The organism is Atlantibacter sp. (assembly GCF_032062175.1).
Lineage (GTDB): Bacteria > Pseudomonadota > Gammaproteobacteria > Enterobacterales > Enterobacteriaceae > Atlantibacter.
Genome location: NZ_DAMBQK010000002.1, coordinates 245,490 through 265,705 on the forward strand (window position 1 = coordinate 245,490; position 20,216 = coordinate 265,705).

Below are 20,216 nucleotides of genomic sequence, written 5' to 3' on the forward strand. Positions count from 1 at the left end.
ACCACGGATCTGCTACCCGGCGCGAGGCCGGGTAGCAGGTAAGGATCAGGAACCGCGGTGAACGCTTAGTCCGGCATAGGTCTGGCTAACCGGCATCATTTCCAGGGTGTTGATGTTGACGTGCGCAGGCAGCGTGGCGACCCACCATACCGCTTCGGTGACATCATCCGGGGTTAACGGATTCGCGTTCTGATAGGTTTTGTCGGCTTTGTCATCGTCGCCTTTAAAGCGCACGTTAGAGAACTCGGTGCCACCTACCAGGCCTGGCTCAATGTCGGTTACGCGAATAGCGGTGCCGTGCAGGTCGGTGCGCAGATTCAGGCTGAACTGGCGCACAAAGGCTTTGGTAGCACCATAGACGTTGCCGCCCGCGTAAGGCCAGTTGCCTGCGGTAGAGCCAATATTGATGATATGACCGCGGTTACGCTCCACCATCCCCGGCAACACGGCGCGGGTCATATACACCAGCCCTTTGTTGTTGGTGTCGATCATGTTTTCCCAGTCTTCAACGCTGGCTTTATGCGCCGGCTCCATCCCCAGCGCCAGCCCGGCGTTGTTGACCAGCACATCAATCGCGCGCCACTCCTGCGGCAGGTTAGTCAGCATCTCTTCAATCGCGGCGCGGTTGCGTACGTCCAGTTGCGCGGTGTACAGATTATCGCCCAGCTCGTCTTTCAGCTCCTGCAAACGCTCCTGACGGCGGCCAGTGGCAATCACTTTATGACCATTTTGAATAAAACGACGGGTAATGCACTCGCCGAATCCGGCGGTGGCTCCAGTAACCAGGATAATCATCTCGCTGTTCCTCAACGCTTTTCGAAGTGTTCAATACCTTAGCATGCGGAGCCAGGTTGTGGTAAGGGCATCTGTTGCCAGAAATTATTGCGGCCAGGCAAGGGGTTGCATAAGCTTGAGTTTTGCCAGAATTCCTGCGGGAGCGCGTTATGCAGCAATCCAATCCTTTTTTTAGCGTCAGCCTGAAGCCTTACCAGGCACCGCCGTTTGATGAAATACGTGATGAACATTACCTTCCGGCGTTTGATGAGGCGTTGCGGTTAAAACGTCAGGAAATCGCGGAAATCGCCGCGTTCGTCGAACCGCCGAGCTTTGATAACACCTTTCTGGCGCTGGAGCTCAGCGGCCAGATGCTCAGCCGCGTCGTTAACGTGTTCTTCGCCATGACCTCGGCGCATACCAACGATTATCTTCAGCAACTGGATGAAGAGTTTTCAACCGAACTGGCGGCGCTGGCGGATGAAATTTATCTTAACCCGGTACTGTTCAGCCGTCTGGATACCGTGTATCAGCAGCGTCATGAAATGGCCCCGGATGCCGAAGCGCTGCGCCTGATTGACGTGATATGGCACAACTTTATGCTGGCAGGGGCCACGCTGGCACCGCAGCAAAAAGCGTCGCTCAAAGCGATTAACCAGTCGCTGGCGCGCCTGACCAGCCAGTTTAATCAGCACTTACTGGCGGCGGATAAATCCGGCGGGCTGGAGATTTGCGACGTTAGCCAACTGAAAGGTCTGACGGACGCGGAGATTCAGGCTGCCGCCCAGGCCGCAGCGGATAAAGGGCTGGAAGGGCGCTGGTGGCTGGCGCTGCTCAACACGACTCAGCAGCCCGCATTGCAATCGCTGGAGGATCGCGCTACCCGCGAAGCGTTGTTTAACGCAGCCTGGCATCGTACTGAAAAAGGCGACGCTAACGATACGCGTGACATTGTCACAAATCTGGCGACGCTGCGGGCTGAAAAAGCGGCGTTGTTAGGTTTTGATAATTACGCCGCCTGGCGCATTGCCAGCCAGATGGCAAAAACCCCGGACGCCGCGCTGGGCTTTATGCGCAATATTGCTCCGGCCGCGACGGCGCGTGCGCGCCAGGAACTGGCGGACATTCAGGCCTGCATCGATAAACAGCAGGGTGGTTTTCAGGCTAAAGCCTGGGACTGGGCGTTTTACGCTGAACAGGTACGGCGTGAAAAATACGCGCTGGATGAAAACCAACTGCGCGAATACTTCGAGCTGGACCGGGTGCTGAATGAGGGTGTGTTCTGGGCCGCCAGCAAACTGTTCGGCCTGAAATTCATCCCACGTGCTGATATCCCGGTTTATCACCCGGACGTGCGGGTATGGGAAATTTTTGATCACACTGGCGCAGGGCTGGCGCTGTTTTATGGTGATTTCTTTGCGCGCGACAGCAAAGGCGGCGGCGCGTGGATGGGCAATTTTGTCGAGCAATCTACGCTGCTCGGCAATTTGCCGGTGATCTATAACGTGTGTAACTACCAGAAACCGGTACACGGCCAGCCCGCGCTGATCTCCTGGGATGATGTGGTGACGTTGTTCCATGAATTCGGCCATACCCTGCACGGTTTGTTTGCGCAGCAGCGTTTCGCCACGCTTTCCGGCACCAATACGCCGCGTGATTTCGTGGAGTTCCCGTCGCAGATCAATGAGCACTGGGCCAGCCATCCTGAGGTGTTCGCCAACTATGCGCGCCATTACCGTCATGGCGAGCCGATGCCGGAAACGCTGAAACAAAGCCTGTTCCGCGCCGCGCAGTTTAATAAAGGTTACGATATGACTGAACTGCTGGCGGCGGCGTTGCTGGACATGAACTGGCATACCCGCTCAGCGGACGAGCCGCTGGAGAGCGTGGCGGCGTTCGAGCGCCAGGCGCTGGAGAAAGAAAAGGTAGGGATGGAGGCCGTGCCGCCGCGTTATCGCAGTAGCTACTTCGCGCATATTTTCGGCGGTGGTTACGCAGCAGGCTATTACGCTTACCTGTGGACCCAAATGCTGGCGGATGAGGGTTATCAATGGTTTGTCGGGCAGGGCGGCTTAACCCGGGATAATGGCCAGCGTTTCCGTGAGGCGATTTTATCGCGCGGCAACAGCAGCGATTTAGAGGTGCTGTACCGCGACTGGCGCGGGCACGAGCCCGAGATTGAGCCGATGCTGAAAAACCGCGGTCTGGCCTGACGTCCAGATAACATCAACCCGCGCTACCTTTTAAGTTAGCGCGGGTTGAACGTCAGGCGGTTGGCCCATGTCAGGCTCCGTGTGGCAAATGAGAGGGAACATGGCACGTCATCTTAGTTTAATAAAGTTAATGTTTAATTAAGGTTTTTCGGGTAATAACGGTTTAAAAAACAACAGCGGATAAATTTAATGACCGAGCTTCAGAATTAAGAATTTCTTTAAAGTAAATGAAATGGATATGAAATTCGCAAAAGAATATACTTCGATTCTTAAATGCAATGTGACCCGTGATGACGCCCGGCGTTATGCAGATGAATAACGCAGCATACGTTTTAACTTCTTGATTTAAAAGGTTAATATTTCCAGTAACATATTGCCCCAGTATTTTTCCTGGGATTTACAATAAAAAATGAATTATTTGTTATAACGGTGCCTAAGTAAGCAGCGTGAATAATTTTCTCATCATTAGCGCCCTCAAAAGAGCAGCGCGTAAGGTTTTTATGTTTAAGTTAACGGGTTTTAAAAACCAATTTTTACATCCTAAATATTGGTTGACATGGTTTGGCCTCGGTTTTTTGTGGCTGCTGGTGCAATTGCCCTATCCGGCGATCCGCGCGATTGGGTTTAACGCAGGCAAACTGTCGCGGCCTTTTTTAAAACGCCGCGAAACCATCGCCCGTAAAAACATTGGGTTATGTTTCCCCAACAATACGCCGGCAGATACTGAACGCCTGGTGGCGGAGAATTTTAAATCTCTGGGCATGGCGCTGCTGGAAACCGGGATGGCGTGGTTCTGGTCCGATCGTCGGGTGCGCAAATATTTTGATGTAGAAGGCCTGGACAATCTGCGCCGCGCCGCCGCTCAACAGCGCGGTGTGATGGTAGTGGGTGTGCATTTTATGTCGCTGGAGCTTGGCGGGCGAATCATGGGCCTTTGCCAGCCGATGATGGCGACCTACCGGCCTCATAACAATGCGATGATGGAATGGGTACAGACGAAAGGCCGGATGCGTTCCAATAAAGCGATGATCGATCGCCGTAACCTCAAAGGCATGGTCAGCGCGCTGAAAAAAGGCGAATCGGTGTGGTTTGCGCCGGATCAGGATTACGGTATCAAAGGCAGTTGTTTTGCTCCGTTTTTCGCGGTGAAAGATGTCGCCACCACCAATGGCACCTTTGTGCTGTCGCGCTTATCGCGCTCGGCGTTGCTGACGGTCACTATGGTGCGCAGGGCGGATAACAGCGGCTATCGATTGTTTATTTCCCCGGAAATTGAAAATTACCCGACCAACGAAGCGGAAGCGGCGGCGTTTACCAATCGGATTATTGAACATGAAATCCTGCGCGCGCCGGAACAATATCTCTGGGTGCACCGTCGGTTCAAAACGCGTCCTGCTGGTGAAATGTCGTTATACGTATAGCGGTAAAGGCTAAAAGTACCTGGTCAGTATGGCCATTTTACCTGTCATATCTCGGTTTTTTCGATGAATGACAGGTATACATAGAGTACTGTCAATACGTAATATGCATGATATGAACTGGATTTATTATCGCGGTGAGTGGTATCGGGTTACCGTCGTCACCAAAGACAAAGAGTATCGCCTGACGCGACCCGGGCACCGCACCCATATCACCATGACCCGCCAGGGACTTGAGCGCGCGCTGCGCGACTATTACCGCCTGGCGATCGCGCCGCGTATACAACGCAGCTAAATGCTGCGCTGATCCTCAAGATAGTCCAGCCCTTCGGCGCTAATACGGGTTTCCTGTGAGTGGATACGCCAGGCGCGCTGACCTACGTTGTAATTCATTGTGATATGAATGAATCCTTTCTCCTGGAGATATAAAAGGTGTCCGTCGAGGGTCATCTCATCCCCTAATGAGGCCGCCAGATCGGCGTAATCTTCTGCTTCCATCGGCAGAGGATAGAGATCTTCCAGCTTGTTCAGAATGGTTCGCAGATGACTTTTCGAGATTCGCATAGCGCATGTCCTTGCCGTGTGGAGTTATCTGATAACTATAGATAACGCAACGATAAACGCCGTTACGGGCCTGAAAAATTTTCACCCGTTAAAGGTTGCTATCGTTTCGCTTCGCTGCGTATGCTGCCGGGTGAGTTTTCGGGAGGGAAAATGGGCTTACTGATTAAAGCGGCGCTGGGTGCGCTGATTGTGGTGTTAATTGCGATCCTGTCGCGGACCAAAAATTATTATATCGCCGGGCTTATTCCGTTATTTCCGACATTCGCGCTGATTGCGCACTATATTGTCGCCACCGAACGCGGTGTCGACGCGTTACGCACCACCATTATTTTCGGGATGTGGTCGATTATTCCCTACTTTATTTATCTCGCGTCGCTGTGGTATTTCACCGGCATGATGCGGGTGCCCTTTGCGCTGATCGCGGCGGTAGGATGCTGGAGTCTCAGCGCCTGGCTGCTGATCCTGTGCTGGACACGTTTCCATTAATTTTACGTGCTTCGTTTACTCGCCGTTGAGCAACAGGCTGATAAGTTCAAAGGGTATTCCGGCGTTCTCTTTGCCATTGAGAACTGCGCGCAGACTACGAATTTCAAAGATCTATCCATGCAAGCATTTAACCGTCAGGGCTCTGGCGGTTTTTTTTTGCCTTAACGAAACCACAAAAGTAAAAGGCCCCTCGGTGTGCGTATCAACGAGGGGCCTTTCTCTGGAAGGGACTATCTCCGTTCATTAATCATCCCATTTGTGGCTGAAATAAGCGGCAAGAAAACCGGAAAAAAGAATAATGCCCAGTACTGCCATAAAAACGTTCATATTGCCCAGCATGGTGGACCTCCATTTATTAACTGATAAAACCTCACTTTAGTAAAAAGAACCTCAACCGAGTGCAGAGAGATTACCGCACCCAACCTAAACAAAAGCAGAACTGTGTGAAGATAATGCGACTGTCAGGTAAAACTTTTGCGATAAGCCGCAGGCGAAACGGAAAAATGTTGCTGAAAGTGATAGCGCAGGGTGCTGGCGCTGCCGAATCCGACCTGCGCGGCGATAAGGTCAAGCGACAGACGGGTTTTTTCCAGCATCGTTCTGGCGCGGACCAGCCGTTCGTTAAGCAACCAGCGCGCAGGCGTGGTGCCAGTGGCATCCTGGAAACGGCGCAGAAAGGTGCGCGGACTCATTCCGGCGCGGCTGGCCAGCGACGCCACGGTATGGTTTTCCGCCAGTTGCTGGTGCAGATAATCAAACAGTAAGCCCAGCCGTTTACTTTCGCGTGCGACCGGCACGGGCCGAACAATACGCTGCGACTGCGCGCCGTCGCGGTGGGGTTGTACCACCAAACGCCGCGCCACGCTGTTCGCCGTCTCCTGGCCGAAATCACGCCTGACCAGATGCAGGCATAAATCAATGCCCGCCGCGCTGCCTGCGGAGGTCAGTAAATCGCCTTCATCGACGTACAGCACATCGGGCACCACGTCGATAGAGGGAAAACGCTGCTGTAGTGCATCAAGATAGCGCCAGTGGGTAGTCGCTTTGCGCCCATCCAGCAATCCGGCAGCCGCCAGCACAAATACCCCGGAACAAATTGACATAATTCGACAACCCCGTTCGTAAGCGGCGCGCAACTGCTCGCACAGCGCCTCGGGAACCGGCTCGTCCACCCCGCGCCAGCCCGGCACCATCACCGTTCCGGCCTGGGCAATTAACGATAAATCGCCATCCGTCACCACCCGCACACCGCCTGTCGCACGCAACTCGCCTGCATCCACGGACGCAACGGCGAAGCGATACCAGTTTTCCCCCAGCTCCGGTCGCGGCAGACCGAATATTTCTACGGCCAAACCAAATTCAAAGGTACATAAGCCGTCGTAAGCCAGCGCAACAACCAGCGGTTGGGCGAGGGAGGTTTTCATCATGTCATGATCCTGGCGATTTTTGTCACGTCTGGCCGCAGCCATTTTGCAGGGCGGAAGTTAGAGTATTGTTAACACAAAACAGGAGTCACACCAATGAGCTACGTTACTGAATTTTCCCCCGCCGAGCCGCAGCAGGTGGTTGCCCATTATCAACAGCGTTTAGCGTTTGAGACCGATTGTGCGGATGTTCATGCGGCCATCCGCGACGGTCAGCAGGATTTTGTTTTACTGCATGTGGTAGGCAATGAAACGACCTTCGCTCGCCGCCATCTGCCGGGTGCGATTTTTTTGCCCCATCGGGAGATGACGCCTGAGCGCATGGAAGAATGGCCGCAGGACACGCTGTTTGTGGTGTATTGCGCCGGACCGCACTGCAACGGCGCGGACCGGGCGGCATTAACGCTCGCCGGGATGGGGCGATATGTGAAAGTGATGCCTGGCGGCATCACCGGCTGGGCGGATGAGGTGTTACCGTTCGCTTAACTGACGCTGCGCCGCTCTAACCGGCGATACAACGTACTGCGGGAAATGCCCAACTGGCGGGCGGCCTGGGCCATATTGCCGTTGGCTTCACGCAACGCCGCCAGTTCATCCGGCGGCGGGGCGGCGGCGCTGAGCGCTGGCGCAGCGCGGAGTCCAGGGCATACCACGCCTTCCGGCAGGGTTTCTTCTTCTATCACATCGCCATCGTCATACAGCGCCAGCAGCACTTTCAGGAAACTAAGCAGTTGCCGCACGTTGCCCGGCCAGGGCAGGCGGGCAAGAGTGTGAAGGAGTGTCTCTGACAACGCGATGTGCCGCTTTACGCCGCCCAGTTGTTCCCACAGCGTAAGAATAAACGCGGCGAGATCGGGTTTATCACGCAGCGGCGGTAAGCGCAGTTGGAATTCCTGGATGCGATACAGCAGATCTTCCCGGAAGCTTCCTTGTTCCACGCACAGTTGCAAATCGCGGTGGGTGGCGCACACCAGGGCGAAATTGACGTTATGACGACCATTGCCGCCCAGCGGCGTGACGCATTTTTCCTGGAGTACCCGCAGCAGGCGGGTTTGCATCGCCAGCGGCATATCCCCGATTTCATCAAGAAACAGCACGCCGTTGTTGGCTTCGCGCAATTTGCCTTCATAGCCTTTCGGGTTCGCGCCGGTAAATGCGCCGGGCACATAGCCAAACAGTTCTGACTCAATTAAATTTTCCGGGACAGCGGCGCAGTTAATCGCGACAAACGGCCCACTGCGCCAGTGGCTTTGTTGATGCAGGGCGCGGCACAAATGCTCTTTACCACTGCCGGTTTCGCCGGTAATGCACAGCGCAATCCCGGCATTCAGCAGCCGCAGCGCCTGGGGATGTACCGGCTCGGGTAATGGCGGCACGGTAACACGCGCGCTGCGCTGGGTTTGCTGATGCGCCAGATAGCGGCGCTGGTTTAAGGCTTCAACCGGCTCAGGATGGTGATTGGGCCGGTGGGTAAATAATGCACGCCACACCACGCTGCCGATACTCGCCGACGACAGGCCAAACTCCTGCATCGCTTGCCGGTTTGCGCCCAGCAATATCTCATCATTGAACACCATAATCATTTCATTCTCGGGATCGTGTTCTGCGTGTAAACGCAGCAGCCAGCGGTCTTTATTCAGCATACTGCAGGCCCAGTCATGCTCAATTCGCGACACGGCGCGGCGGATTAGCGTGACAGCGTCACGTCCAGGGTGATCGGCCGGCGTCGATAAATCCAGTACCCCGGCGATTTTTCCGTCCGGGCCGTAAACCGGCGTAGCGGCGCAATACAGCCCGGCGTTGTGATTCAGGAAATGCTGCTCGCCCGCCACTTCGCAAAAATCGCCAATCGCCAGCGCGGTGCCAATGGCGTTGGTGCCGCGCGCTTTCTCTCCCCATAAACTGCCGGGCAGCAGGGCGAAGCGCTGGGCTTTATGCAGGAAGTCCTGATTGCCGAGCGTATCCAGCACCAGCCCCTGCGCATCGGACATCACAATAATTGACGGACTATTTTTCAGAGTAGGCAGCAGAGTACTCAGTTGCGGCTGGAGCAGGCGAGATATCCACGGATTTTGCTCGCGGGCGTTATTAAGATCGGCAAGCGGGAGAACAGGTGCCGCTTCATCGTCCCGCCGCAGGCCCAGGCGTTCGGAGCGCTGCCAGGATTCGCTGACCAGGCCGGGGAGCACCAGGCGAGAAGTGCTGACGTCGACATGATGTGATCCGATTCTGCGTGGCATTATCCTCTCCGCCTCATGAGTGTTGCATATATGTAGCATCAAAGTGTCGCACCTGTTGCGATACGCAACACAATTCCGCGACAGGGCGGGACACTGTGTGTCTGGAGTTTTTATAACACTATGAATAACAAGAGAAAATAATTTTAAACGCGGCGGAGGAAATCCTGGCATAAGAACTGCTTATGGAGATAGGCCTTACCCTACAACATCATAATCAGAGGACATTACAATGAAATATGCCCATCCTGACCAGCCAGGCGCAAAAGTCACTTTCCGCGAGCGTTACGGCAACTATATTGGCGGTAAATTTGTTGAGCCGGTTGCAGGCAACTACTTCTCTGACACCACCCCGGTCACGGGCAAAGTGGTGGCGGAATTCCCGCGCTCTGACGCACAGGATATTGAGCGTGCGCTGGACGCCGCCCATGCCGCTGCCGACGCGTGGGGTAAAACCAGCGTTCAGGCGCGTTCGAACGTGCTGCTGGCGATTGCCGATCGCATTGAAGAGAACCTGGAAAAACTGGCCCTGACCGAAACCTGGGATAACGGCAAACCGATCCGCGAGACCTTAGGCGCAGACCTGCCGCTGGCGGTGGATCACTTCCGCTACTTCGCGGGCTGTATTCGCGCCCAGGAAGGCACTGCGGCGGAAATCGATAACACCACCGTGGCGTATCACATCTACGAACCGCTGGGCGTAGTCGGACAAATTATCCCCTGGAACTTCCCGATCCTGATGGCGGCATGGAAACTGGCACCGGCGCTGGCGGCAGGTAACTGCGTGGTGCTGAAACCGGCTGAACAAACCCCGCTGAGCATCTGCGTATTGATGGAAACCATAGGCGATCTGCTGCCGGAAGGCGTGGTCAACGTGGTTCACGGCTTCGGTGAGGAAGCGGGCGAAGCGCTGGCGCGCAGTAAACGCATCGAGAAAATCGCCTTTACCGGTTCAACGCCGATTGGCCGCCATATTCTTTCCTGCGCGGCGGAAAACATTATTCCGAGTACCGTCGAGTTGGGTGGGAAGTCGCCAAACATTTACTTCGAAGATGTAATGAACGGCGACCAGGATTTCATCGACAAAGCGGTGGAAGGCGTGGTGCTGGGCTTCTTTAACCAGGGCGAAGTCTGTACCTGCCCGTCGCGCGCGCTGATTCAGGAATCGATTTACCCGCAGTTTATCGAAAAAGTGCTCGCCAAAATGGAAAGCATCCGTAAGGGCGACCCGTTTGACACTGACACCATGATTGGCGCGCAGGCGTCTGAAGAGCAGTACGACAAGATCCTTTCGTACATTTCTATTGCCCGTGAAGAAGGCGGTGAAATTCTGGTGGGCGGTGAACGCGTCGGGCACGGCGACGCGCTGGAAACCGGCTTTTACATCCAGCCGACGCTAATCAAAGGCAACAACCAGATGCGCAGCTTCCAGGAAGAGATTTTTGGGCCGGTGATCGGCATCACCACCTTTAAGGATGAAGCGGAAGCCATCGCGCTGGCCAACGATACCCAGTTTGGGCTTGGCGCAGGCGTCTGGACCCGTGACATCAACCGCGCATGGCGTATGGGGCGGGCGATTAAAGCGGGCCGCGTCTGGACCAACTGCTACCATCTGTATCCGGCGCACGCGGCGTTTGGCGGCTATAAAAACTCCGGTATTGGCCGCGAAACCCACAAAATGGCGCTCAATAATTACCAGCAGGTGAAGAACATCTTGGTGAGCTTTGACAATAAGCCGATGGGATTGTACTAACGCTTATGCGCACCGGTTGATGCCGGTGCGCAGTTTAGGGACGGATGTCTTCCATGATCATTTCAGCCTGATGAATTAAATTAATTAAATGATGGTTTTGCCGGCAACAAAAAACTTCCACCGCCACATTTTGTAGCGCCTCGCATTTATAGCCCATTCCGATCAATTGATAATCCGCGCCCAAATACATACGTAATAATAAGCCCGGTTTACCTGCATCAAACCGGTAACAGTCCCGCAGGGCTGCGTGAATGTCTTCCGGTAACAACGTTAAATCTCTTGATTTGTAGAGGTACAATAACGTCTGGGCGTTACGGATCGATGTGTATTGTTCATCCTTTTCCATTGCGCTTTACCAGGTTGTCAACGCCAGACGTTAAAGTAAGATCTTACGGTTTTATCTCGCAATGAGTAAGGCGGTTTTTCGGAATTTTAAAGAGAAAGGGCGACGAATAAAGGCGTTTACGTTGCTGAAGCCAGCTTGCAATAAAAGAATGGAGTTTTCTCTTTCGTGATCAAGTATGCGGAGGCGTTAATTTTAATCAGCTCCAGCGCAATGCCGCTACCGCGATGGAGAAAGAACGAAGGGATGAAGACGGGAAACTTTTCGAGATTTTTAATATGGGCATTATTATCAGTAGAAACGGCAACGATCTGTCCACTCATATACCAGAAATCAAAAGAAACACTCTGCGTTGCATCTTCAAATATCTGCCCGGCTTGTCCAATCTGCCCACTTGAACGGTATTTTCCTTTATCCCCATTGAAATCAAAGCTACTTATCAGATTGAGTATGGTGTCGTTCTGTACAACGGACACTTCATTCTGGCAATAAAAGTGGGTCATACGATAGTTGACAAGATAATAAATCGCAGCGCTTAACACCCCTAACACCAGTGCCAGAGACCAAAGCGTACGGGATAAATTAATTTTCATTAAGGATGGTCTCCTGATAAATGATGGTTTTACAGTGGGCGGTATCATCGCGGATAGATTTATCACAAAAAACCATCGAGTCTTGCCCGTATTGCCGATTAAAGGTGAGGTAAACGACATTGCCTGGCCTGCAAACGAGCTTACTGGCACGGGCTAATTTTTTAAATTTCTCCAGACTGGCTTCTTTCACATCAAAAGATGAATAGATGGCGCACTTGTCGATCTCGCCCAGTGAGTAATAGCTACTGAAAAAATCTTTACCCAGTCGGAGTTGAGTTAAAAAAGCAGGATACAAAATGCTTAAAAAGATAATGCTGAATATCAGCGGTAGGACGTATTTGAAAAAAAAGCTGCCTTTTAGTTTAACAATTAATCTAACTATATCTTCATGTTCTTTAACATCATGTGGCTCGCGGACAACGACAGGTGACGGATCGGGAGCAATGACCGGGTTGTTAACCGACGATACCTCGTCTTCAATGCTTAATTGATCGCGGATTTCTAAAATATTTGCATCGCAACCACCTCCATCGAGGTATTCGCGATAACTCACTTGCGCGGAGAGCTTAAATCCTTGCTTAGGAATCGTCTTAATTATCTCTTCGTCAATACTGAGCGTTTTAAGTGCCTTTCGTAATAGCGCGATATTTTGGTACAGGGTATTCGCGCTAACCAGTGTCCCGTTTTTTTCCCACACTTCCTCAAAGAGGATTTTTTGGCTCACAACCGCATTATTATTTTGCAGCAAAATGAGCAAGCATTGGCTACTTGGCGTGTGTAAAAAAATCGGGTTTGCCGCCCCATCAAGAGCATGCAAGCTATTAGTGTTTGGCGAAAACATAACCTTATCGTTGATGACGTACGTGCCATTCTCGTCCATAACTCTATCTTTAATAATCATATTTAGTTTGAGGATAGCTAAAGAATGATTCAGATTCAATGTCGGGTAAAATTCTTAATAAGATATTTATTGCTTAACAATCAATAGCTTAATCTCCACTTAAAGAAAGAAGAGTTATACTTTTAATCATAACTAAATTAAATTCTTTTATATCAATAGGTTGGGCTTTATTCAGGGAATTTCACATAACTTCACACACAGATTTTTCCCAATCCCATTATTGTGTCTCCACCAGCCGGATGGAGATGCGTTGGCTCACAGGAAGGAAGGCGCGGAAAGACATATTGTAGTCTTTCCTTTACGCCTAAACAGAACGTCAATAGAAAACAGAAACCAGTTTTGAGTGTTTCATAAGAATATTACTAATAACCGTGAATAATTTTCTCGGTGATACAAGGAGTTAAAAAAATAAAAAGTTTTTATCGCTGAAACTTGCGCTTATTTCGTTATGAAAAGTTGATGATGTCAATGAGTGCAGTATTTAGTGATTTATTCTGTGAATGCCTTCTCTGGCGGGCTTTAATACCAGTCAAAACTGTTGGTCAAGGGGAACAACGCAAAAAATTACTATCAATGGGAGGGCCTACTGATATTACTGCGTGTATTGAAACTCAATGTTCGGGATTTATAATCGCCCAATAAAAGTTAAGGTTTTTAATTGAGTAAATTTGCACGTCTTACTGGATTAATGCACCAGGGAATACTGTTATGAATTACCAACTTTATGGCTTTTTAATCGGCAGAGATATCCATTTCGATATTGAAAATAAGTGTCTATATCGCTTATCCGCAAGCGGTGCAGAAAAAAATCTCATTTTCGGTACGATTTACTTTAACGATACCATGATGAATTTATTTCTCTATCTTTTGAGCCACGCGTGTCAGAAAGAGGTATCTAAGGATGAGCTTTTAAAGAAGATTTGGGAAGACCACGACCTCAGCCCATCAACGCAACGTTTATGGCAGGTTCTGAATGCGCTTAATAAAAAATTGAGCATGCTTGGTATTCCCGATGGCTTTATCCATTACGTAAAAGGAAAAGGATACGTCATCGAGTATCGTGATATTACTGCGTTGTACTATAAAAAGAGCGATGAATTTATCGATGATAAAAGCATGGCTTAATAATTATTAATTTACTTTTTTACTTTAATGTTTGATTTATTTTATCGGCACTATTTTGCCCCCAAGGATTGAAAGCATTTCATGGGTCGTAATGACCGTGCAAGGTACTATTTTTCTGAAAGGTATTTATTTTATGAAACAAGCATTGTATGAGTCCTCATCTTTGCGTCTGCATATCGGCTGCGTCAGAAATGTATTGAACATTATTCTGATCGGCTCCTGCGTTATTTTTAGCCAGGGTGCGTCAGCCAGCAATTTTTCGAACAATAGCGCATCTACCACCGTGGTCGTAGAGAGTAAGACCACCTTTGAACATGCGGTGGATGACTATTTCGCTGGGCGTTACGGTGAGGCCAAAAAGGCGTTCGATAAATTACGCAAAACGGATTATGCCAGCGTTAGCGCTGTGCCTGCTGCTGTTAATTTGGCCGCGATGGGAAATTATTCCAGCGCCCAAAAAGCTTTCAGCCGTTTAACTAAGAGTGCCAACGTGCGTGAAAAAGAATATGCACAACTTTGGCAGTTATGGTTAACCGCAAAAAAATGGAGGGGAAGCAACAAGGAGCTTAATAAAAAATTAGAACGTCTGGTCAATGCACAAGACTGGCAACCGTCTTATATGAAAAACATCGCAAAATTATACGCCGGTCAGGAAACCATCGAGAGCGTATTTAATTCTATTTCCACCCAGGTTTTAGATGAAGCGTTACGCAAAGATGCGCTCACTGAAGCCACTTTTTTTGCAGGAGGATATCTGCAAAACGTTAAGCACGACAACGCGGCTGCGATGCAACTGTTTAACGGCAATCTCAACAAGCTTAATAGCGTCTCGCTCGAACGACCGTTTATTGATCGAGAATGCGCCGCGTTAAACAAGCTTGCCCTTCAAAGTAAATAAGGAAATGGCCATTCGGTAAGGAATGGCAGGAGCTTTTATGAATAAAATTTATCGGATTGTCTGGAATCCGGCATTGCAGTCGTGGGTGGCTGTTAGCGAGTTTGCTAAGGCCAAAGGAAAGGGTAAAACCGGCCGCAATAAACTCGCCAGCACCACCGCAGGCGTGCTGGGGGCGTTAACGTTAGCGTTTATTCCCTTTGATGATGCCCATGCCTGGGTAGCAGGCACAGGCACCAGTAATGCTTCGCTTGACGGTAACATAGCCAGCAATACCTCTATCAATGGTGGTAAAGCAACGGCTGTCACGGGCAACGCTACCGCGATTGGCCCAACCGCTACAGCAAGCGATCAATACACTATTGCGATGGGCGCTAACGCTGTCGCCAGTCAGCAGGAAGCGATTGCCATTGGTAAAAGTGCGCAAGCAACTGGCGTTGATTCTACTGCGGTAGGTACGGGGGCGGTGGCGTCTGGTTTAGCCGCGTCGGCATTTGGTATGGCCGCAACCGCATCCGGCGAAGCCTCTTTGGCAATGGGCCAAAATGCCACGGCGTCAAGTAATAACTCAGTTGCTCTGGGCCTCGGCGCGCTTAGCACCTCGGGTAGCGGTATTGCTATTGGTCAGACATCCAAAGCTTTAGTCGACCCGGCAGATTCAACCACCACCGGCGCGATTGCGATCGGATGGGGTGCGTTATCCAATGCTCAGGATGCCCTGGCACTGGGTGCGTCTGCGCAAGCCACCAAAAAACAAGCCTTTGCGATGGGCGGCGGTGCCGCTGCAACGGGCAACGCTTCTACTGCCATTGGCGCACTGAGTAACTCATCAGGCAATGGCGCTGTTTCAGTAGGCAACCTGGCAAGCGCAACCTCTATTAGCGGTATTGCCATTGGTCAAAACTCAAAAGCGTTAAGCGATCCAGCGAACCCGGCTTCAACTGGTGCGTTGGCTATCGGCTATACCGCGCAGGCTTCTGCACAGGATACCGTGGCATTGGGTTCCAGCGCGTCAGCAACCAAAACCCAGGCATTTGCGATGGGTACCCTGGCCGCGGCGAGCGGTACCGCGTCCACTGCGATTGGTACGATGTCGAAAGCCTCTGCTGGCGGAGCGATTGCAGCGGGCGCCAACAGCGTTGCCGCAGCGGGTGATGCTATTGCAATGGGTAATGGCGCTAAATCCAATGCCCAACGTGGCGTGACTATTGGCGCAGCATCAACTAACGATGCCACACGCGGCACGATGGTGGGCACCTCTTCTACTATTGATAGCACCAGTTCGGATTCTGTCGTTTTGGGTACTGATGCTCACGCAACCAACGCGCTGAACGGAATTGCGATGGGTTACCAGGCTCAGGTCACTTCGGCAGGGGCGACGGCGATCGGTCATGGCGCAAACGCGACCGAAATCTACTCCGTTGCGGTCGGTGAAGGTGCCAAATCCAATGCCATGCACGGTATCAGTATGGGCTACAACGCCAATGTGAATACCGGTGCGTCTTATGGCGTGGCTATTGGTTCAAATAGCGTAGCAGCACAAAGTAACTCGCTGGCACTGGGGCAGAGCGCAAACGCAGCGGCCATTAACTCTACCTCGCTGGGCGCGCAGACCGCTGCGACGGGTGAAGCGGCACTGGCACAAAGTTATAACGCCAAAGCCGCGGGCAAAAACGCCGTTGCACTGGGTGCGAATACCCAGTCTATGGCCGATAACGCGATCGCACTGGGTAGTTCCAGCAGTGTATCTGCAACCGGCATCGGTTCAATGGCGTTAGGTACCGGCGCGTCTGTGACAGGTAGTTATAGTATTGCGCAGGGCGCAAACGCTAACTCTACGGGCTACAGTGGTATTGCGCTGGGCAATAGCGCCAAAGCAACGCCAGATTACTCCATTGCGCTGGGCTATAAGGCCATCACCAGCGGTGTAGGCTCCAGCAACATGGCAATCGGCCGTGAAGCGACGGCATCGGGGACAGGCGGCCTGGCTATGGGCTATCTGGCCAACAGCGTGGGCGCATCCAGCGTGGCGTTAGGCCAGTCTTCTCTTGCGCAAGGCACTAACAGCATTGCCATGGGTAACGGAGCTAAAGCGACGGGTAGCAGTTCTTTAAGTATCGGTACCGGCAATACGGTATCTGGCAATAACTCAGGCGCTATCGGCGATCCAACCACCATTACCGGTGCCGGAAGTTACTCACTGGGTAACAACAATAATATCGCCGCGAACAATGCGTTTGTGGTCGGTAACAATGTGACTGTCGGTACAGGGTTAGACGGCGCCGTGGTTCTGGGTAACGGTTCAACGGTAACCGCATCAACCCCAACGGCTGGATTCACCTACAAAGGTAAAACGTACACCTTTGCTGGCGGCACACCCGCTGCGGGCGACGTGGTAAGTGTTGGCGCTGTAGGCGCTGAACGTCAGATCAAAAATGTGGCGGCGGGGAGTGTTAGCTCCACAAGTACTGATGCAGTGAACGGTTCGCAACTGTTTGCCATTGCGACCGATCTGAACGATTCAAAAACCCATTATTACAGTGTTAACGATGGTGGCACGGTTGGCGGTAACTACAACAACGATGGCGCAACGGGCACTAACGCCCTGGCGGCTGGCGTAGGCGCGGGTTCAACCGGCAGTGACAGCGTTGCAATGGGCACTAACGCTAAGGCGCTGAATTATAACGGTATCGCGATTGGTAATAGTGCTACAGTCAATAATACAAATGGCAATAACATTGCTATTGGTTATAAAACCTCGACTACCGGTTACCAGTCCCTGGCAATGGGTAATAACACCAGTGTTACCAGTGATAACGCTGTTGGCATCGGTTCATATAGCACTGCAAGCGGTAGTTCTGCTACGGCTGTAGGTGATTCATCTCTGGCTAATGCAAACTACGCTTCTGCTTATGGACGTGATGCCAAAGCAAGCGGTGAAGGTGCTGTATCTATAGGTAGCGGTACCCGGAGTAACTATTACGGTACCGCAGTCGGGGCAGCGGCAGCAGCCACTGGCGATAACGCCACCGCAATCGGTAATGGTACTAAGGCTACTTTCACCGGTTCCTCTGCGCTGGGTTACGGCTCAAAATCGTTAGCGCTCTATGCTACCGCCTTGGGTGCTTATAGTAACGCGACCGCGCAGGGCGCGCTTGCTCTGGGTGGTAACTTCGCACTGGCATCAAGCGCCACTGTGCTGAATGCCGTCGCGTTGGGTGCAGGTTCTGTTGCATCCACCGAAGCGGGTGTTGCAGGTTATGATCCGTTAACCAAAGCTATCAGCGCCAATACTTCTGCAACATGGAAGAGTAAGCTGGGTGCCGTCAGCGTCGGTGATATTGCCAATAACCTGACTCGTCAGATCACCAGCGTTGCCGCCGGTTCGCTGGATACTGATGCGGTTAACGTTGCGCAGTTGAAAACCGGTCTTAATGCAGTTACCTCACATTACTACAGCGTTAATGACTTCGGCACGCCTGGCGGTAACTACAACAACGATGGCGCGGTGGGGATGAACTCACTGGCTGCGGGTGTTGGAGCGATGTCGATAGGCCAGTCGTCTGTGGCAACGGGTAACAATGTCAAAGCTATCGGTGAATCCAGTGTTGCCACCGGTTTTGGTGCCAGCTCTCAGGGTATCAATAGCATCGCGTTAGGCGTTGACGCCGCTACCACCAATCCGACCAGTACGGGTGCGGTTGCCATTGGCTGGGAAGCTGTTGCGGATGACACCGATGCAACGGCTCTGGGTTCTGGCGCGCATGCGCATAAAGCGGCCAGTACCGCCATCGGTCCGTACGCCAGTGCAGAGGGCGATAGCAGCATTGCGTTTGGCGATCGTGCCACCGCAATGAATGAAAGCGGAATTGCCATGGGTACGCGCAGTAAAGCGGCAGGCACTCGCTCAATAGCGCTTGGCGAATTCGCGCTGGCGAATAATGACAATGACGTAGCGTTGGGTGCAGGTTCAGAGACCGGTGTAACCACGGGTACGCCAGGTGCGACCATCGGTGGTAATGATTACACCTTCGCCGGTAAGAATCCGACCAGTCAGGTGAGCGTAGGTTCGTTAGATAACGAGCGTCTGATCACGAACGTCGCGGCAGGTCATATCGCAGCCGACAGCACCGATGCAGTGAACGGTTCGCAGTTGTTTGCGACTAACTCTGCCATTAACACCCTGGATGCCGGTTCTGTTAAATACGACACCTTTGTTGACGGTACGGTGAACTACAACAGCGTGACGCTGGGCGGTGACACCTACGACAACAGCACCCACATGGGCGGAACTGTCATCAATAACGTTGCGTATGGCGTGGAGGGTGGCGATGCGGTGAACGTTGATCAGCTTAACGAAACGGTAGAGGGTGCCAAAACCCATTACTACAGCGTTAACGACAACGGCTTCCAAAATGCCAACTACGACAATGACGGCGCAACGGGCGTAAATTCCATGGCTGCCGGTATCGCGGCAACTGCTGTCGGCGATAACGCAGTAGCGATGGGCTACGGTGCGCAGGCCAATGTTGCTGATGGTATTGCATTGGGTGCCAACTCAGTTGCAAATACCTCTGCGGGTAAACCGGGTTACTTGCCGGAAGGTCTTTCTTCTGCCGCGGCCATGGCTATCAATGCAACCACCAGCACACTGGGTGCGTTAAGTATCGGGGATGTTGATACCGGTAAGTTCCGCCAAATCACCGGCGTAGCAGCGGGTACTGAAGATTCTGATGCCGTTAACGTTGCACAGCTCTCAGCGGTAGCACAGGTAACCAACGATCTCAGCGATCGTTCTGTTAAGTACGACACCTTTGTTGACGGTACGGTGAACTACAACAGCGTGACGCTGGGCGGTGACACCTACGATAACAGCACCCACACGGGCGGCACCACCATCACTAACGTGGCGGACGGTGTGGCACCGAGTGATGCGGTGAACTTCTCGCAGCTGACCGAGACCAATACTAACGTCACCAACCTGGACAACCGTGTCACCACGGTCGAAGGCGACCTGACGGATCTGGGCGACACCGTAAACAACATCTACAACACCGGTACCAAGTACTTCCACGCCAACTCCACCGGCGCGGACTCTGAGGCGCTGGGTGCGGATTCGGTGGCAATCGGGATGGGCGCAGTGGCGAACAATGCGAATGATATCGCGCTGGGCGCAGGCTCGGTCACGGGCGCAACCACCGGGACGGCGGGCGTCACCATCAACGGTGAGGACTTTGCCTTTGCGGGTGCGGCTCCGGCCAGCCAGGTGAGCGTGGGTTCGGAAGGGAATGAGCGTCTGGTCACCAACGTGGCAGCCGGTCACCTGTCTGCCGACAGCACTGACGCGGTGAACGGTTCGCAGCTGTTTGCCACCAACACGGCCATCAACAGCCTGGGCGACCAGGTCGACACCAACACCACCGACATCACCAACATTCAGGGTGATATCACCACTATCCAGGGTGACGTGACGGATCTGGGCGACACCGT

General features: G+C 52.5%; 17 protein-coding genes. 9 read left to right on the forward strand and 8 right to left on the reverse strand.

Annotation, left to right across the window (positions count from 1 at the left end; genetic code table 11):
* Positions 1-45: 45 nt before the first annotated feature.
* The gene (gene ydfG / locus RT120_RS03440; protein ID WP_312979388.1) at positions 46-795 is read right to left on the reverse strand and encodes a bifunctional NADP-dependent 3-hydroxy acid dehydrogenase/3-hydroxypropionate dehydrogenase YdfG; all 750 of its coding nucleotides are present in this window, start codon (positions 793-795) and stop codon (positions 46-48) included.
* 149 nt (positions 796-944) lie between these two features.
* On the opposite strand from ydfG, the gene dcp reads away from it, so the two are divergent.
* The 3 genes from dcp (at position 945) to RT120_RS03455 (ending at position 4,700) form a co-directional block, all read left to right on the forward strand.
* Positions 945-2,987, forward strand: coding sequence for a peptidyl-dipeptidase Dcp (gene dcp / locus RT120_RS03445; protein WP_312979390.1), 2,043 nt, complete (start codon positions 945-947; stop codon positions 2,985-2,987).
* Between the two features lie 500 nt (positions 2,988-3,487).
* Positions 3,488-4,408 (forward strand): kdo(2)-lipid IV(A) palmitoleoyltransferase, encoded by a 921-nt coding sequence (lpxP, locus tag RT120_RS03450; protein ID WP_312979392.1) that lies wholly within the window; start codon positions 3,488-3,490, stop codon positions 4,406-4,408.
* A gap of 112 nt (positions 4,409-4,520) precedes the next feature.
* A complete protein-coding gene (locus tag RT120_RS03455; protein WP_312979393.1) occupies positions 4,521-4,700 on the forward strand; it encodes a hypothetical protein in 180 nt (59 codons plus the stop codon).
* Here RT120_RS03455 and RT120_RS03460 read toward each other — a convergent pair.
* Complete coding sequence (locus RT120_RS03460) at positions 4,697-4,969, reverse strand: hypothetical protein (RefSeq protein ID WP_312979394.1); 273 nt, start codon at positions 4,967-4,969, stop codon at positions 4,697-4,699. The genes RT120_RS03455 and RT120_RS03460 overlap by 4 nt on opposite strands.
* Before the next feature lie 150 nt (positions 4,970-5,119).
* Here RT120_RS03460 and RT120_RS03465 point away from each other — a divergent pair, with 150 nt between their 5' ends.
* Positions 5,120-5,455: a GlpM family protein gene (locus RT120_RS03465; protein ID WP_312979397.1), complete on the forward strand. Its 336-nt coding sequence runs from the start codon at positions 5,120-5,122 to the stop codon at positions 5,453-5,455.
* Positions 5,456-5,698: 243 nt separating this feature from the next.
* On the opposite strand, the gene mgtS is transcribed toward RT120_RS03465, so the two are convergent.
* Positions 5,699-5,794, reverse strand: a complete 96-nt coding sequence (gene mgtS, locus RT120_RS03470) for a protein MgtS (RefSeq protein WP_000901367.1) — start codon at positions 5,792-5,794, stop codon at positions 5,699-5,701.
* 122 nt (positions 5,795-5,916) lie between these two features.
* On the reverse strand, positions 5,917-6,882 hold the full coding sequence (ftrA, locus tag RT120_RS03475; protein WP_312979401.1) for a transcriptional regulator FtrA: 966 nt from the start codon (positions 6,880-6,882) through the stop codon (positions 5,917-5,919).
* A gap of 93 nt (positions 6,883-6,975) precedes the next feature.
* Here ftrA and RT120_RS03480 point away from each other — a divergent pair, with 93 nt between their 5' ends.
* A complete protein-coding gene (locus tag RT120_RS03480) occupies positions 6,976-7,365 on the forward strand; it encodes a rhodanese-like domain-containing protein (protein ID WP_312979404.1) in 390 nt (129 codons plus the stop codon).
* Here the strand turns inward: RT120_RS03480 and RT120_RS03485 are convergent.
* Entirely contained in the window at positions 7,362-9,119 is a 1,758-nt protein-coding gene (locus RT120_RS03485) for a sigma-54-dependent Fis family transcriptional regulator (RefSeq protein WP_312979407.1), read from the reverse strand. The two genes, RT120_RS03480 and RT120_RS03485, sit on opposite strands and share 4 nt — an antisense overlap.
* Before the next feature lie 229 nt (positions 9,120-9,348).
* On the opposite strand from RT120_RS03485, the gene RT120_RS03490 reads away from it, so the two are divergent.
* Positions 9,349-10,869, forward strand: a complete 1,521-nt coding sequence (locus tag RT120_RS03490; RefSeq protein ID WP_312979410.1) for an aldehyde dehydrogenase family protein — start codon at positions 9,349-9,351, stop codon at positions 10,867-10,869.
* 34 nt (positions 10,870-10,903) lie between these two features.
* Here the strand turns inward: RT120_RS03490 and RT120_RS03495 are convergent, their stop codons facing one another.
* From RT120_RS03495 to RT120_RS03505, 3 genes are all read right to left on the reverse strand, one after another.
* Positions 10,904-11,215: a hypothetical protein gene (locus tag RT120_RS03495; RefSeq protein ID WP_312979413.1), complete on the reverse strand. Its 312-nt coding sequence runs from the start codon at positions 11,213-11,215 to the stop codon at positions 10,904-10,906.
* A gap of 116 nt (positions 11,216-11,331) precedes the next feature.
* The gene (locus RT120_RS03500; protein ID WP_312979415.1) at positions 11,332-11,805 is read right to left on the reverse strand and encodes a hypothetical protein; all 474 of its coding nucleotides are present in this window, start codon (positions 11,803-11,805) and stop codon (positions 11,332-11,334) included.
* Complete coding sequence (locus tag RT120_RS03505; protein ID WP_312979417.1) at positions 11,795-12,685, reverse strand: winged helix-turn-helix domain-containing protein; 891 nt, start codon at positions 12,683-12,685, stop codon at positions 11,795-11,797. The genes RT120_RS03500 and RT120_RS03505 overlap by 11 nt, the downstream gene beginning before the upstream one ends.
* Positions 12,686-13,414: 729 nt before the next feature.
* Here RT120_RS03505 and RT120_RS03510 point away from each other — a divergent pair.
* From RT120_RS03510 to RT120_RS03520, 3 genes are all read left to right on the forward strand, one after another.
* The gene (locus tag RT120_RS03510) at positions 13,415-13,831 is read left to right on the forward strand and encodes a winged helix-turn-helix domain-containing protein (RefSeq protein WP_312979419.1); all 417 of its coding nucleotides are present in this window, start codon (positions 13,415-13,417) and stop codon (positions 13,829-13,831) included.
* Between the two features lie 133 nt (positions 13,832-13,964).
* Positions 13,965-14,729, forward strand: a complete 765-nt coding sequence (locus RT120_RS03515; protein ID WP_312979421.1) for a hypothetical protein — start codon at positions 13,965-13,967, stop codon at positions 14,727-14,729.
* A gap of 37 nt (positions 14,730-14,766) precedes the next feature.
* Positions 14,767-20,216 (forward strand): ESPR-type extended signal peptide-containing protein (locus RT120_RS03520; RefSeq protein WP_312979424.1); only part of this gene is annotated, 5,450 nt, incomplete at its 3' end.